This window comes from Paenibacillus sp. FSL F4-0087, assembly GCF_038020215.1.
Taxonomy (GTDB): domain Bacteria; phylum Bacillota; class Bacilli; order Paenibacillales; family Paenibacillaceae; genus Paenibacillus; species Paenibacillus taichungensis.
This window is the reverse complement of the sequence record NZ_JBBODJ010000001.1, coordinates 2,764,479-2,779,666: the sequence shown is the minus strand read 5'-3', so window position 1 is coordinate 2,779,666 and position 15,188 is coordinate 2,764,479. Positions and strand designations below refer to the sequence as shown.

The 15,188-nt window shown below is 47.4% G+C and carries 6 protein-coding genes and 3 rRNA genes; 7 read left to right on the top strand and 2 right to left on the bottom strand.

Annotation, left to right across the window (positions count from 1 at the left end):
- Positions 1-15 precede the first annotated feature (15 nt).
- Positions 16-1,926, top strand: a complete 1,911-nt coding sequence (gene gyrB / locus MHB84_RS13025) for a DNA topoisomerase (ATP-hydrolyzing) subunit B (RefSeq protein WP_076287169.1) — start codon at positions 16-18, stop codon at positions 1,924-1,926.
- Between the two features lie 88 nt (positions 1,927-2,014).
- On the opposite strand, the gene MHB84_RS13020 is transcribed toward gyrB, so the two are convergent.
- Positions 2,015-2,941, bottom strand: coding sequence for a YheC/YheD family protein (locus MHB84_RS13020; RefSeq protein ID WP_076287168.1), 927 nt, complete (start codon positions 2,939-2,941; stop codon positions 2,015-2,017).
- 425 nt (positions 2,942-3,366) lie between these two features.
- Here MHB84_RS13020 and gyrA point away from each other — a divergent pair, with 425 nt between their 5' ends.
- The 6 genes from gyrA to MHB84_RS12990 all read left to right on the top strand — a co-directional run bounded on the left by gyrA (position 3,367) and on the right by MHB84_RS12990 (position 13,446).
- Positions 3,367-5,922: a DNA gyrase subunit A gene (gyrA, locus tag MHB84_RS13015; protein ID WP_076287167.1), complete on the top strand. Its 2,556-nt coding sequence runs from the start codon at positions 3,367-3,369 to the stop codon at positions 5,920-5,922.
- Between the two features lie 216 nt (positions 5,923-6,138).
- Positions 6,139-7,257, top strand: coding sequence for an HD-GYP domain-containing protein (locus MHB84_RS13010; RefSeq protein WP_076287166.1), 1,119 nt, complete (start codon positions 6,139-6,141; stop codon positions 7,255-7,257).
- A 544-nt stretch (positions 7,258-7,801) separates the two neighbouring features.
- Positions 7,802-9,353: ribosomal RNA gene (locus tag MHB84_RS13005) — 16S ribosomal RNA — on the top strand.
- 242 nt (positions 9,354-9,595) lie between these two features.
- A 23S ribosomal RNA gene (locus MHB84_RS13000) occupies positions 9,596-12,521 on the top strand.
- Positions 12,522-12,601: 80 nt separating this feature from the next.
- A 5S ribosomal RNA gene (gene rrf, locus MHB84_RS12995) occupies positions 12,602-12,718 on the top strand.
- The 16S, 23S and 5S rRNA genes sit together here, the layout of an rRNA operon.
- 290 nt (positions 12,719-13,008) lie before the next feature.
- On the top strand, positions 13,009-13,446 hold the full coding sequence (locus MHB84_RS12990; RefSeq protein ID WP_076292105.1) for a hypothetical protein: 438 nt from the start codon (positions 13,009-13,011) through the stop codon (positions 13,444-13,446).
- A 643-nt stretch (positions 13,447-14,089) separates the two neighbouring features.
- Here the strand turns inward: MHB84_RS12990 and MHB84_RS12985 are convergent.
- The gene (locus MHB84_RS12985; RefSeq protein ID WP_063568461.1) at positions 14,090-14,614 is read right to left on the bottom strand and encodes a hypothetical protein; all 525 of its coding nucleotides are present in this window, start codon (positions 14,612-14,614) and stop codon (positions 14,090-14,092) included.
- Positions 14,615-15,188 lie beyond the last annotated feature (574 nt).

Sequence of the window (15,188 nt, the reverse complement as noted above, 5' to 3'; positions counted from 1 at the left end):
AAGTAGGTGAAAGGCATGTCTATGAATCAACCGTCATATGGTGCAGATGAAATTCAGGTACTTGAAGGGCTGGAAGCCGTACGTAAACGACCGGGGATGTATATTGGTTCCACCAGTGCCAAAGGTCTGCATCATCTCGTTTGGGAAGTAGTGGACAATAGTATTGACGAAGCACTCGCAGGTTATTGTGATCATATCGAAGTTACTATTCATGAAGATAACAGCGTCACTGTAGTCGATAACGGGCGGGGGATTCCTGTCGGTGAACATGCCAAAATGAAACGTCCTGCACTTGAGGTTGTAATGACTGTTCTGCATGCAGGCGGTAAATTTGGCGGTGGCGGGTACAAAGTATCCGGTGGTCTTCATGGTGTAGGTGTATCTGTCGTCAATGCTCTATCAGCGAAAGTAGTTGTTACAGTTAAGGTTGACGGCCATGTGTATCAACAGGAATACCGTCGCGGTGCTCCGCAGTATGATCTGAAAACGATCGGAACAACGGAGGAAACGGGAACAACGGTTACGTTCCATCCGGATCCGGAGATTTTCACGGAAACAAGAGTTTATGACTATGAAACTTTGCTGACTCGTATTCGTGAGCTCGCGTTTCTGAACAAGGGAATTGGTATGACTTTAACCGATGAACGTACAGGTGTAACCAACTCTTTCCTGTATGAGGGCGGTATTATCGAGTATGTCTCCTTCCTGAACCAGAAGCGTGAAGTACTGCACGAAAACCCGATTTATGTAGAAGGATCAAGAGACAACATTCAGGTTGAAGTTGCATTGCAATACAATGACAGCTACACCGAGAATATTTACTCTTTTGCCAACAACATCAACACACATGAGGGTGGAACGCACGAATCCGGATTCAAAAGTGCCCTTACCCGGATTATCAATGATTATGCGCGCAAAGCCGGAGTAATCAAAGACAGCACGGGTAACCTGTCCGGGGATGATGTACGTGAAGGTCTAACAGCGATCATCTCAGTCAAGATCCCTGAACCGCAATTTGAGGGACAGACGAAGACCAAGCTGGGTAACAGTGAAGTGCGCGGAATTGTGGAATCCCTGTTTGCTGAGAAGCTGCAGGAATTCCTGGAAGAGAATCCTTCCGTATCCCGTCGCATTTTGGAAAAAGGACTGCAAGCTGCCCGTGCACGTGAAGCAGCTCGTAAAGCACGTGAACTCACGCGTCGTAAAGGTGCACTCGAAGTCAGCTCTTTGCCAGGTAAATTGGCCGACTGTTCATCCAAGGATGCTTCAATCAGCGAATTGTACATCGTCGAAGGTGACTCTGCCGGTGGATCAGCGAAGCAAGGACGAGATCGTCATTTCCAAGCGATTTTGCCACTGCGTGGTAAGATTCTGAACGTGGAAAAAGCACGTCTTGACCGGATTTTGGGTAATGCGGAGATCAGAGCAATCATTACTGCAATGGGTACCGGAATTGGTGATGATTTCGATATTGCCAAAGCACGTTATCACAAAATCATTTTGATGACGGATGCCGACGTCGATGGCGCCCACATTCGGACATTGCTTCTCACATTCCTTTATCGCTATATGCGCAAAATCATTGAGGCTGGTTATGTATATATTGCCCAACCGCCATTGTTCAAGATTGAGCGTAATAAAGTGATTCGTTATGCTGGTTCCGAGAAGGAACGTGATGAAATTATCGCAACTCTCGGTGAGAATGCGAAATTCAATATCCAGCGTTATAAAGGTCTCGGCGAGATGAATGCCGGACAATTATGGGAAACGACGATGGACCCTGAAAGCCGGACCATGCTTCAAGTATCGATCAGCGATGCGATGCTGGCCGATGCCATGTTCGACACCTTGATGGGGGATAATGTTGAACCTCGTCGTGACTTTATTCAGGAAAATGCAAAATACGTGAAAAACCTCGATATCTAACGATATTCGAAGAGGCGCCTGCGAGGGCGCCTCTTTTACATTATGGGGTTAAGCTATAGAGATTTTAGGTTGGACTCTGGAGTGCCTGTTATCGGTGTGTGCGGCTTTTGGCAGTGGAGGCCTGGGCTTTGGGGGAGGTGCGAGATGTTTTCCCTTTTTTGGAGGGTAATCTGCCGTACGCTCTCGCATAACGCTTGATCTTTCGGTACGTTTCCTTATCAGGCAATAGGCCAAAAGCATAGATACCTGGTAATGTGTTGACTTCAATAATCCATGGCCGTCCATCTTCATCCAGTGCGATATCGATACCAATCTCTTTGAGCCTTGGAAATGACCTCTGCAGCTGTACCGCCGTATGAATGCCTAAACGATATAGCTCACTGCGTAGTTGCTGGAACCGATCCTGATCAAAATGAGGGCGTACCAACTCATTAAAGGTGGCCAGTCGTCCGCCGCCATGAATGTTGGTAATGATCTTGCCCGGTGCAGCAACTCTTCCCAGGATACCTGTCGTTTCCCAGTTGCGTTCTAGATTCTTCTGGGTCAGTACCCGCAGGTCAAAAGGTAATCCATCATGTTTCATCAGCGGAATACCTTGCTGAATGATGTATTCGCGATTCTGGATACGTTCAGTGAGCGCCAGATCCAGCTCATCGAGGGAATGGAAGTGTTTTTCCTCCGTCCCATATCGAAGTTCATACGTGGTCAGAGGGACTTCAGCAGAGATCTCGGCACTGACTTCAGCTTCGGATGGGGAGAGTGGATCAACGGCGTTTTCCGATGTGTTTGCATCGGTAATCGGGTTCTGTTTTATACGGATGGTTTTTACCCGCATGACGCCATTGCCGTAAGTTCCCCGATCCGGTTTGATATAGTTTGACTCGAATAATTCAGTCATCCGTTCCAGGGTCTGGCGACTATATTGTCGTGTTACTGGTATATATTCATTCACATTACGGCTGCGTTGTAACACAGCTGTCTTGGTCCATTTGCTGGAGACACGCTGGATGCCCAAGAGCCATCAGTCCTTTCGTGTTTTAATGGGGTTTATAAGAGTGGCAGACGCGGAGAAATCAAAGGACAAGAGATGATTTCAGTGGTATAATAGAGAAATATGGCGTTTTGTGCGGTTTTGTTGCACAGATGTAGTTTGATCGTAGAACGGGAACGGTCTAAGCCTGAATATACACAGTACAATTGCCGCTTTTTCTAGCATTGTATGTGCAAATGGGGAGGAAGGCAGGGCGAACCCCCAGACTCTCTAAAGTTCCCGGAAGAAAGGCTATTGCCCAGCGGACGTTTAATTGTTTACCTTTTGTGAAAGTAATATAATAAAGAGTAGCGTCCTTGTGCGGTTTTAGCCTTGTTAGGCTCTTCACATATAATTAATTTTGAATGATTGAATGGAATGTTTGTTGAAGGACAAGAAGGAGGTCCAGCATGGCGGAAGAAATGAACTCGCAGATTAAAGATCGGGATATTGGCGTCGAGATGCGTGAATCGTTTATGGATTATGCGATGAGCATTATTGTGAGCCGTGCCTTACCTGACGTGCGTGACGGATTGAAGCCGGTTCACCGGCGTATTCTGTACGCAATGTCCGAGCTAGGCATGACACCCGATAAACCACATAAAAAATCAGCTAGAATCGTCGGCGAAGTTATCGGTAAGTATCACCCACACGGTGACTCTGCCGTATACGAAACGATGGTACGGATGGCACAGGACTTCTCCCTGCGCTACATGCACGTAGATGGACATGGTAACTTTGGATCGGTGGATGGCGATATGGCAGCAGCCATGCGTTATACGGAAGCCCGGTTGTCCAAGATTGCTATGGAAATGCTCAGAGACATCAACAAGGATACGATTGACTTCCAGCCGAACTATGACGGTGAAGAAAGTGAACCTATCGTTCTGCCAGCTCGTTTCCCTAACTTGCTTGTCAATGGTGTCGGCGGGATTGCGGTAGGTATGGCGACCAATATTCCTCCTCATAACCTGGGAGAGGTCATTGACGGCGTACAGGCTATGATCAAAAATCCAGATATCACTTCCATGGAATTGATGGATTATATCCACGGGCCAGACTTCCCAACTTCCGGTTATATTTTGGGACGCTCCGGAATTCGCCAGGCGTATCAAACCGGACGTGGTTCAGTAACGATGCGGGCCAAAACTAACATCGAAGAAAACAACAACAAAGCACGGATTATCGTTACGGAACTTCCTTATCAGGTGAACAAGGCAAGACTCGTTGAGAAAATTGCTGAGTTGGTACGTGATAAAAAGATTGATGGTATTACGGATCTCCGTGATGAGTCTGACCGTAACGGTATGCGGATCGTAATTGAGCTTCGCAGAGACGTGAACCCGGGTGTAGTGCTGAACAACCTGTACAAGCATACAGCGATGCAGTCCACCTTTGGGATTAACATGCTCGCGATTGTAAATAAAGAACCTAAGATTCTGAATCTGCGTGAAGTGTTGTATCACTACTTGCAGCATCAGATTGAGGTTATACGTAGACGTACACAGTTCGAACTGAAAAAAGCGGAAGCACGCGCACACATTCTGGAAGGCTTGCGTATCGCGCTGGATCATATCGACGAAATTATTGCGTTGATTCGTTCATCCAGCAATACGGATGCAGCCAGAGAAGGTCTGATTGAGCGTTTCTCACTCAGTCATGATCAGGCTCAAGCTATCCTCGATATGCGTCTGCAACGCCTGACAGGTCTGGAACGTGAGCGCATCGAAAATGAGTATAACGAACTGATGGTCAAAATTAAGGAATATCGTGAAATTTTGGCCAACGAGCACCTGGTGCTCGAAATTATCAGCACGGAGCTGCAAGAAATCCGTGATCGCTTCAGCGATGATCGTCGTACCGAAATCACTGTAGGTGAAGAGAGCATTCTGGACGAGGATCTGATTCCGCGTGAAGAAGTTATCATCACTATTACCCATACAGGCTATGTGAAACGTCTGCCGGTATCCACATACCGCAGTCAGAAGCGTGGCGGACGTGGGGTTGTGGGAATGGACACCAAAGATACCGACTTTGTTGAGCATCTGTTTGTGACCAACTCTCACAATTACCTCATGTTCTTTACCGACAAAGGTAAAGTTTACCGTCTCAAAGCTTATGAGATTCCAGAGCTTGGCCGTACAGCAAGGGGGACGCCGATTATCAACCTGATTCAGATCGAGCAGGGTGAATCGGTCAATGCCGTGATTCCAGTTCAGGAATTCGAGAGTGACAAGTATCTGTTCTTTGCTACCCGCCAAGGGGTTGTGAAGAAGACACCACTTGAGGATTATACGAATATTCGCAAAGGCGGTCTGATCGGGATCTCCCTGCGTGATGATGATGCCCTTATTGATGTTAAGCTGACAGACGGACAGCAAGAGATCATTATGGGTACAGCTCACGGGATGTCCATCCGGTTCTCGGAAGGAAATGTTCGTTCCATGGGACGGAGTGCAACCGGGGTTAAAGGGATCACACTGGATGAGCAGGATGTTGTAATCGGTATGGACGTTGTAGATCAGGAACTGGATGTTCTGATTGTTACAGCCAAAGGTTACGGTAAACGTACGCCTGTCAGCGATTATCGGATGCAGACTCGTGGCGGTAAAGGGATTAAAACCATTAACGTCACAGATAAGAACGGTGCGGTAGTCAGTCTGAAAATGGTTAAGACGGAAGAAGATCTGATGATCATCACTTCCAGCGGTACGTTAATTCGGATGAGTATGGAAGGCATATCCACGATGGGTCGATACACGCAAGGCGTGAAGCTGATTCATATTCGCGATGAGGATGCCGTAGCTACAGTCAGCCGAATTGATAAGAATGAGGAAGAACCAGATGACGAAGAATTGCTTGAAGGTGCAGAAGCCGCTGATTCTGAAGGTCTAGAGTCAACTCTTGATGAGGGTGCGGTTTCCGATGCTGAAGTTGAGGGCGATGATTCAGGTTCGGAAGTATAGAATTAATTTTCTATAACGAAAATCATTTCATGATTTCAATGAAATTGGAGGGCTCCCATATGGGGGCCCTTTGTTATTTTCACCGCTCCAGGACCATTCTCCTCGAAATCTGGGATGTACAGCCTGATTTTTGAGTAATATAATGGGAATTAACGTGAAAAACCGGGACTATGGTCTTGATATCTTATAGAAGAACGATGAGTGAGGGGAATAAACATGGGATTAATCACCCTGTCTGAAGTCAAACCAGGACTTAAACTGGGAAATGACGTACAAACGCTTCGTGGCAATGTTCTGTTTCAGAAGGGCAAAGTCATTCTGCCTAAAGATGTGGAAGTACTCAGAGCCTTTATGATTCATCAAGTGGACATCGAGCAAGAAAGAACAGGGACAAGCAGCTCAAGTTCTAAAGCTTCATCCGCCTCTTCAGTCCATGCAGCTAATGAGAAGAACGGAGAACGGGCAGGGAAAGGCAGCAGCGCAGTCTCAGCACCCGCAGTACCGTCTCTGCATGAAGAGTATGAAAAGATGGTGGGACTGACCAAAAATGCTTTCCTATCCTCCTTGGCGGCTGAATTACCTGTATATGAATTGCGTACACAGTTGGAAGCTTTGTTTGTTCATCTTAAACAGTATAATGTGCTTACCTTCAGTCCACGAGTGATGCAGGAACATGATTATGTGTATCATCATGCCGTCTTGAGTGCCATTACGTCTTATCAGTTGGCCCAGTGGATTGATCTTCCGTCCAAAGACTGGATGCAGGTAGCTTTTGCAGGATTGTTTCATGATATTGGTAATAACAAAGTAGACCCACAGATTCTCCATAAACCTTCTACGTTAACTGCGTCAGAGCAGGCAGAGATCCGACAGCATACGAAATATGGCTACCAGGTACTGAAACAGGCGAAGGCCATCAATGAGGGAGCTAGACTTGCAGCATTGCAGCATCATGAAAAAGTGGATGGGTCGGGTTACCCGCTGCAGCTCAGCGGCACGCAGATTCATATCTATGCCAAAATTGTAGCTATCGCTGATATCTTCCACGCTATGACTCTGGAAAAGATCTATCGTAAGGCACAGTCACCGTACCTGGTACTTGAACAAATTCAGAGTGAGGCTTTTGGTAAATTGGATCCTGCTATCGTGAATGTATTCGTCCAGCGTTCCACACAGATCCATAACGGTATCCGAGTGAAGCTCAGCAATAATCAAATTGGTGAGATTATATTCTCAGATCGGGATCATCCTACACGGCCGATGGTATCAGTAGAAGGAACAATCATCAATCTGATGCAGCAAAGGCAGCTACATATCCAGGAAGTCATTGGGTAACTAAATTTTCAATTCATATATAAGAACAGGGCCTTTCCAATATGGAAAGGCTTTTTTATTAAACTTAAAGTAGAGTATGAGATTAGCATGTATAGGTGGAGAGATATTCTTACGAAATTAAGCAGAGTAATGTATACAGGATCAGGCTTATATGGGAGCCCTATTAGAGGGAGTGTAGAAAGAAATAACTTTATTGAAAATAAAGCTTGCAATCGAAATCTGTACATGGTATATTCTAATTCCGGCCAAGAAAACACGAGAAACACGGTGCGGCAAGCGAAACAAATAAGCTTCGAAAGAAACTTAAAAAAAAAGCTTGCAAAGTTGGTTCGGATGTGATAAGATATAAAAGTTGCTGAGGTGAACAACACACAGCAATGAAACAAGTTTGATCTTTGAAAACTGAACAACGAGTGAGTAAACATTCTGCTTGCAGAATGAACGCGAAAGTTTGAGACAAGCCTTGGCTTGGATCGACTGGAGCATAAAATGAGATTTTTAATCTCGTCAGTTTCAAAATGAGCTTATCGCTCTTTTCAATACTTTATTGGAGAGTTTGATCCTGGCTCAGGACGAACGCTGGCGGCATGCCTAATACATGCAAGTCGAGCGGACTTGAAGAGAAGCTTGCTTCTCTGATGGTTAGCGGCGGACGGGTGAGTAACACGTAGGCAACCTGCCCTCAAGCTTGGGACAACTACCGGAAACGGTAGCTAATACCGAATAGTTGTTTTCTTCTCCTGAAGAGAACTGGAAAGACGGAGCAATCTGTCACTTGGGGATGGGCCTGCGGCGCATTAGCTAGTTGGTGGGGTAACGGCTCACCAAGGCGACGATGCGTAGCCGACCTGAGAGGGTGATCGGCCACACTGGGACTGAGACACGGCCCAGACTCCTACGGGAGGCAGCAGTAGGGAATCTTCCGCAATGGGCGAAAGCCTGACGGAGCAATGCCGCGTGAGTGATGAAGGTTTTCGGATCGTAAAGCTCTGTTGCCAGGGAAGAACGCTTGGGAGAGTAACTGCTCTCAAGGTGACGGTACCTGAGAAGAAAGCCCCGGCTAACTACGTGCCAGCAGCCGCGGTAATACGTAGGGGGCAAGCGTTGTCCGGAATTATTGGGCGTAAAGCGCGCGCAGGCGGTCATTTAAGTCTGGTGTTTAATCCCGGGGCTCAACCCCGGATCGCACTGGAAACTGGGTGACTTGAGTGCAGAAGAGGAGAGTGGAATTCCACGTGTAGCGGTGAAATGCGTAGATATGTGGAGGAACACCAGTGGCGAAGGCGACTCTCTGGGCTGTAACTGACGCTGAGGCGCGAAAGCGTGGGGAGCAAACAGGATTAGATACCCTGGTAGTCCACGCCGTAAACGATGAGTGCTAGGTGTTAGGGGTTTCGATACCCTTGGTGCCGAAGTTAACACATTAAGCACTCCGCCTGGGGAGTACGGTCGCAAGACTGAAACTCAAAGGAATTGACGGGGACCCGCACAAGCAGTGGAGTATGTGGTTTAATTCGAAGCAACGCGAAGAACCTTACCAGGTCTTGACATCCCTCTGACCGGTACAGAGATGTACCTTTCCTTCGGGACAGAGGAGACAGGTGGTGCATGGTTGTCGTCAGCTCGTGTCGTGAGATGTTGGGTTAAGTCCCGCAACGAGCGCAACCCTTGATCTTAGTTGCCAGCACTTCGGGTGGGCACTCTAAGGTGACTGCCGGTGACAAACCGGAGGAAGGTGGGGATGACGTCAAATCATCATGCCCCTTATGACCTGGGCTACACACGTACTACAATGGCCGGTACAACGGGCTGTGAAGCCGCGAGGTGGAACGAATCCTAAAAAGCCGGTCTCAGTTCGGATTGCAGGCTGCAACTCGCCTGCATGAAGTCGGAATTGCTAGTAATCGCGGATCAGCATGCCGCGGTGAATACGTTCCCGGGTCTTGTACACACCGCCCGTCACACCACGAGAGTTTATAACACCCGAAGTCGGTGGGGTAACCGCAAGGAGCCAGCCGCCGAAGGTGGGATAGATGATTGGGGTGAAGTCGTAACAAGGTAGCCGTATCGGAAGGTGCGGCTGGATCACCTCCTTTCTATGGAGAATCGTTTCCCGAGTGGAAACATTCAAAACCGCAGCTTAGCTGCAAAAACTACTCACTCGTTGCTCAGTTTTGAGAGCTCAAACTCTCAAACAGCTTGCTTTTGCATGGAGCTTGTTCTTTGAAAACTAGATATCGAAACGAAAATTGCGAATTAGAACATTCCTTTTTAAGCTGAACTTGTGTAAACAAGTTTCAATAAAAACGGTAGATTGCATTTGCTCCTTGGAGCAATTGGTTAAGCTACTAAGAGCACACGGAGGATGCCTAGGCGCTAGGAGCCGATGAAGGACGTGGCGAACAACGAAACTGCCTCGGGGAGCTGTAAGCAAGCTTTGATCCGGGGGTGTCCGAATGGGGAAACCCAGCTGGGGTAATTTCCAGTTACTCATAACTGAATACATAGGTTATGTAGAGGCATACCAGGGGAACTGAAACATCTAAGTACCTTGAGGAAGAGAAAACAATAGTGATTCCGTCAGTAGCGGCGAGCGAACGCGGAGAAGCCCAAACCAGAGAGCTTGCTCTTTGGGGTTGTGGGACATCTCACATGGAGTTACAAAGGAACCGGTTAAACGAAGAGGTCTGGAAAGGCCCGCCAAAGAAGGTAAAAGCCCTGTACTTGAAAGTTGGTTCTCTCCGAGATGTATCCCGAGTAGTGCGGGGCACGTGAAACCCCGTATGAATCCGGCAGGACCATCTGCCAAGGCTAAATACTTCCTAGCGACCGATAGTGAAGCAGTACCGTGAGGGAAAGGTGAAAAGCACCCCGGAAGGGGAGTGAAATAGAACCTGAAACCGTGTGCTTACAAAAAGTCAGAGCCCGTTTTAGGGGTGATGGCGTGCCTTTTGTAGAATGAACCGGCGAGTTACGTTCCCGTGCAAGGTTAAGGTGAAGAGCCGGAGCCGCAGCGAAAGCGAGTCTGAATAGGGCGAATTAGTACGTGGACGTAGACCCGAAACCGGGTGATCTACCCCTGTCCAGGGTGAAGGTGCGGTAACACGCACTGGAGGCCCGAACCCACGCACGTTGAAAAGTGCGGGGATGAGGTGGGGGTAGCGGAGAAATTCCAATCGAACTCGGAGATAGCTGGTTCTCCCCGAAATAGCTTTAGGGCTAGCCTCGGAAAACAGAGTCGTGGAGGTAGAGCACTGATTGGGTGCGGGGCCCGCAAGGGTTACCAAGCTCAGTCAAACTCCGAATGCCATAGACTTACTTCCGGGAGTCAGACAGTGAGTGCTAAGATCCATTGTCAAAAGGGAAACAGCCCAGACCATCAGCTAAGGTCCCCAAGTGTGTGTTAAGTGGGAAAGGATGTGGAGTTGCACAGACAACCAGGATGTTGGCTTAGAAGCAGCCACCATTGAAAGAGTGCGTAATAGCTCACTGGTCGAGTGACTCTGCGCCGAAAATGTAACGGGGCTAAACACACCACCGAAGCTATGGCTTGATGCTTTGCATCAGGGGTAGGGGAGCGTTGTATAAGGGTTGAAGGTGTACCGTAAGGAGCGCTGGACATTATACAAGTGAGAATGCCGGTATGAGTAACGAAAAGATCAGTGAGAATCTGATCCGCCGAAAGCCTAAGGGTTCCTGAGGAAGGCTCGTCCGCTCAGGGTAAGTCGGGACCTAAGGCGAGGCCGAAAGGCGTAGTCGAAGGACAACAGGTCGAAATTCCTGTACCACCGTAAGCCGTTATGAGCAATGGGGGGACGCAGCAGGGTAGTGACGCGGACTGATGGATGTCCGTCTAAGCAGTGAGGCTGATGTGTAGGCAAATCCGCACATCATAAGGCTGGGCTGTGATGGGGAGCGAAAATTATAGTAGCGAAGGTCATGATCTCACACTGCCAAGAAAAGCCTCTAGCCAGGTGATGGTGCCCGTACCGCAAACCGACACAGGTAGGCGAGAAGAGAATTCTAAGGCGCGCGGAAGAACTCTCGTTAAGGAACTCGGCAAAATGACCCCGTAACTTCGGGAGAAGGGGTGCCCCGGTAGTGTGAATAGCACGAGGGGGCCGCAGTGAAAAGGCCCAAGCGACTGTTTAGCAAAAACACAGGTCTGTGCGAAGCCGTAAGGCGAAGTATACGGGCTGACGCCTGCCCGGTGCTGGAAGGTTAAGGGGAGCGGTTAGGAGCAATCCGAAGCTGTGAACCGAAGCCCCAGTAAACGGCGGCCGTAACTATAACGGTCCTAAGGTAGCGAAATTCCTTGTCAGGTAAATTCTGACCCGCACGAATGGCGTAACGACTTGGGCGCTGTCTCAACGAGAGATCCGGTGAAATTTTAATACCTGTGAAGATGCAGGTTACCCGCGACAAGACGGAAAGACCCCATGGAGCTTTACTGCAGCTTGATATTGAATTTGGGTACGATCTGTACAGGATAGGTGGGAGCCTTTGAAGCAGGAGCGCAAGCTTCTGTGGAGGCACCGTTGGGATACCACCCTGATCGTATCTAGGTTCTAACCTGGTACCGTAATCCGGTGCGGGGACAGTGTCAGGTGGGCAGTTTGACTGGGGCGGTCGCCTCCTAAAGAGTAACGGAGGCGCCCAAAGGTTCCCTCAGAATGGTTGGAAATCATTCGAAGAGTGCAAAGGCATAAGGGAGCTTGACTGCGAGACCTACAAGTCGAGCAGGGACGAAAGTCGGGCTTAGTGATCCGGTGGTACCGCATGGAAGGGCCATCGCTCAACGGATAAAAGCTACCCTGGGGATAACAGGCTTATCTCCCCCAAGAGTCCACATCGACGGGGAGGTTTGGCACCTCGATGTCGGCTCATCGCATCCTGGGGCTGAAGTAGGTCCCAAGGGTTGGGCTGTTCGCCCATTAAAGCGGTACGCGAGCTGGGTTCAGAACGTCGTGAGACAGTTCGGTCCCTATCTGTCGTGGGCGTAGGAAATTTGAGAGGAGCTGTCCTTAGTACGAGAGGACCGGGATGGACGTACCGCTGGTGTACCAGTTGTTCCGCCAGGAGCACCGCTGGGTAGCTATGTACGGAAGGGATAAGCGCTGAAAGCATCTAAGCGTGAAGCCCCCCTCAAGATGAGATTTCCCAGTATGTAAGACCCCTTGAAGACGACGAGGTAGATAGGCTGGGGGTGGAAGTGCAGCAATGCATGGAGCTGACCAGTACTAATCGGTCGAGGGCTTATCCAATATGCACGTTGTAAATCGCACATTTCGTTTCGGATCTAGTTTTCAGAGAATGATCTCTGAAATGTAAGCTAAGCTATGCGTTTGGTGGCGATGGCGGAGGGGTTCCACACGTACCCATCCCGAACACGACCGTTAAGCCCTCTAGCGCCGATGGTACTTGGACCGCAGGGTCCTGGGAGAGTAGGACGCCGCCAAGCAAAGAACCACTGCCGATGTTATTCGGTGGTGGTTTTTATTTGTTTATAAGCAAAAGTAGAGGATTAGCTATTTGAAGATGGACTGAAATTTGGCGTTGGAAGCTGATATAAATAGAGGTTGAATTGACTTTTAAAAGAGGATAAATGAATGCTTTAAAAAGTCTTGAAATGAAGGTAACATTTTTGTTACGGAAAACGCATTCGAAACCAGTATAATAGGACTATGTTAAATATGCTAAAAGTACCTGACCACAGAGCTGGAATGTGCAGCTGTGAAAAGGAGGGTGTGTGTGACAAGTTGGCGAAGACTAGTTCTTCATTCGTTTCTCTTGCTCGGCCTGGTAGGCGTGCTTGTAGGATGTGGTGAAGCAGGATCTGCATGGACTTCTTATGAAGGAGCGGTAAACGAGAAGGGTTTCCCGGTTCCTAAAGTGGCGAATAAATCTGACCAGTCTGAAAACAATTCGGATATGGATTATGTTCGATATACGCTATCTGGTATTAGTGAGAGCACTAGTATTCCTGAGGTGTATCTAGACGAGATTAAGAGCTGGGGTTGGACAGAAAAGCAAGCCAAGAGTACATCCAATGACTCAAGTTCCCTACGTGTATTTGCTAAAGAAGGGCATACTGTACATCTAGCTGTACATGATGGCTTCTTCACGGTAATGGTTCCGAAAAGTGAAGCTGCTCAGACGACAGTAAAATCACTTGATGATGATGACTGAATGAGTTGTGCTTTGATGTAATGGTTCGACAATTAACGGTGTAATGGTCCGTATGATAGTAAAGCTCCCGATTACTGATCGGGGGCTTTTATTTTTGTCTGTCATGAACCATATTAGATGAGCAATGGATCGTTCGGAGTTTTTCTTTTGGTGGTGACTTAACCAGGAGCTGTAGAGAGGCAGGCTTACAGCACTCATACAGGAGACATGAGGCATAGATAGCAAAGATAGTAGGTGCCTGTAGAGGCTGGTTTCAGTCGTCTGTAGAGCAACTAAACATAGAAAAGGGGGAGAAGATACCGAAAGGAGCGATTATGAGCCTAATACATACTCAATATCAGAAACGGTATTCAATAAGCTAGGGAGTGACGGAACGGAAATGAATGAACTCTATTGGGGATAACCATTTTAACTATACCCATGCTGTGGATAAGGGAGAAAGGGAGGGGAAATGAATAAAGGTTATCCACAGTGGATAACCTTTAAGGTTTGGAAGCATGACGCAGTAATCAAAGAAGCGTGTCATAGGAGTGGTTGCGTCAGTTTGAATAGAAGGTATGGATTAGCTTTAGCGATTATGTATTACTGGGTTCTACTATATATTGCGTGTAGGCAAGGTTATAGATAACGGTTAGAAGAACAATTATTGCAGGTAGTAGGAGACATCTTGTTCATTTAATTTGATAAGCCCGTCCTTACGTTCGCGTGACAGAACAAGTACAACATATAGACGCGGTACAAGCAGCCACAGATGCCAGAAAATCAACGATAGGGTGAAGGACAAGGGTGACCATATTAAACAGACGGTAATGATGCATAATCCAATCCAGCTCATATTGAGGTGGACCCGGACGAACATACGGTAGCTGAAATGTTGGTCTGGAATATAGCCAAACCAAGGCATTTTGAGATTCCATCGCCAACGACGTGCATAGGAGGTACGGACCAGCAGTAATATGGTTCTGGCGATGACATAATGAATCCATAGTGTGATCGGGCCTGCCAGGATAAAGTAGAAGAGGCCGGTCCAGGAGAATGCTAACAGATTAAACAAAAGCATAATTACAGGTAAAGACAGATAGCTGAAGATTACGCTGCGGGCAATGGCCTTTTTTTTCAGAAGCCGGTATTGATAAAAGGTTGCTTTATTCTCCGGTTCGGCGATCATACGATTACAAATCCTCCTTCTGGGATCACGTTCATTCATAAAAGGTATTCGTTTTCATAAATAAGGAAATGGATGACGCTGAGTTGCACATTTGAACCTTGTATGTACTCCAGATTGATGTACAAGATATGGAAGTAGAATCATTCTATACAAGTATACCTTTGAAACGACCTGGCTGTCAGGTTCTGAATGGTGATGTATTATATATCGGCTGAAAATCCAAGTTTTTTTAAGATTATAGAATATAAGTTTTTCGTAGCTGTAGAAGGAGGAGATAATTACATAACAAATACAATGAAGTGCGGGAATGTTTCTTGTAATGGCTGTCCAAAATGGTTTTCATATAATAGAAGAAATTGCAGGTCTGCGAGGTTTTAGAGACGTTTTAAGGTTAAGGAGAAGGGGTAACAAATGCAGGCTGTCTCGCTGAAGTATAGAACGAATGGCCTTTTTCTTATGTTTGTTTTCGGTACAGACACCCACAGAGGGGTAAGCGAATATATATATTTTATAGAAAGAAAGCACTATGAAAAGGTTTAAAATAATAGAAACTGTGCAATACTGATAGTAATAC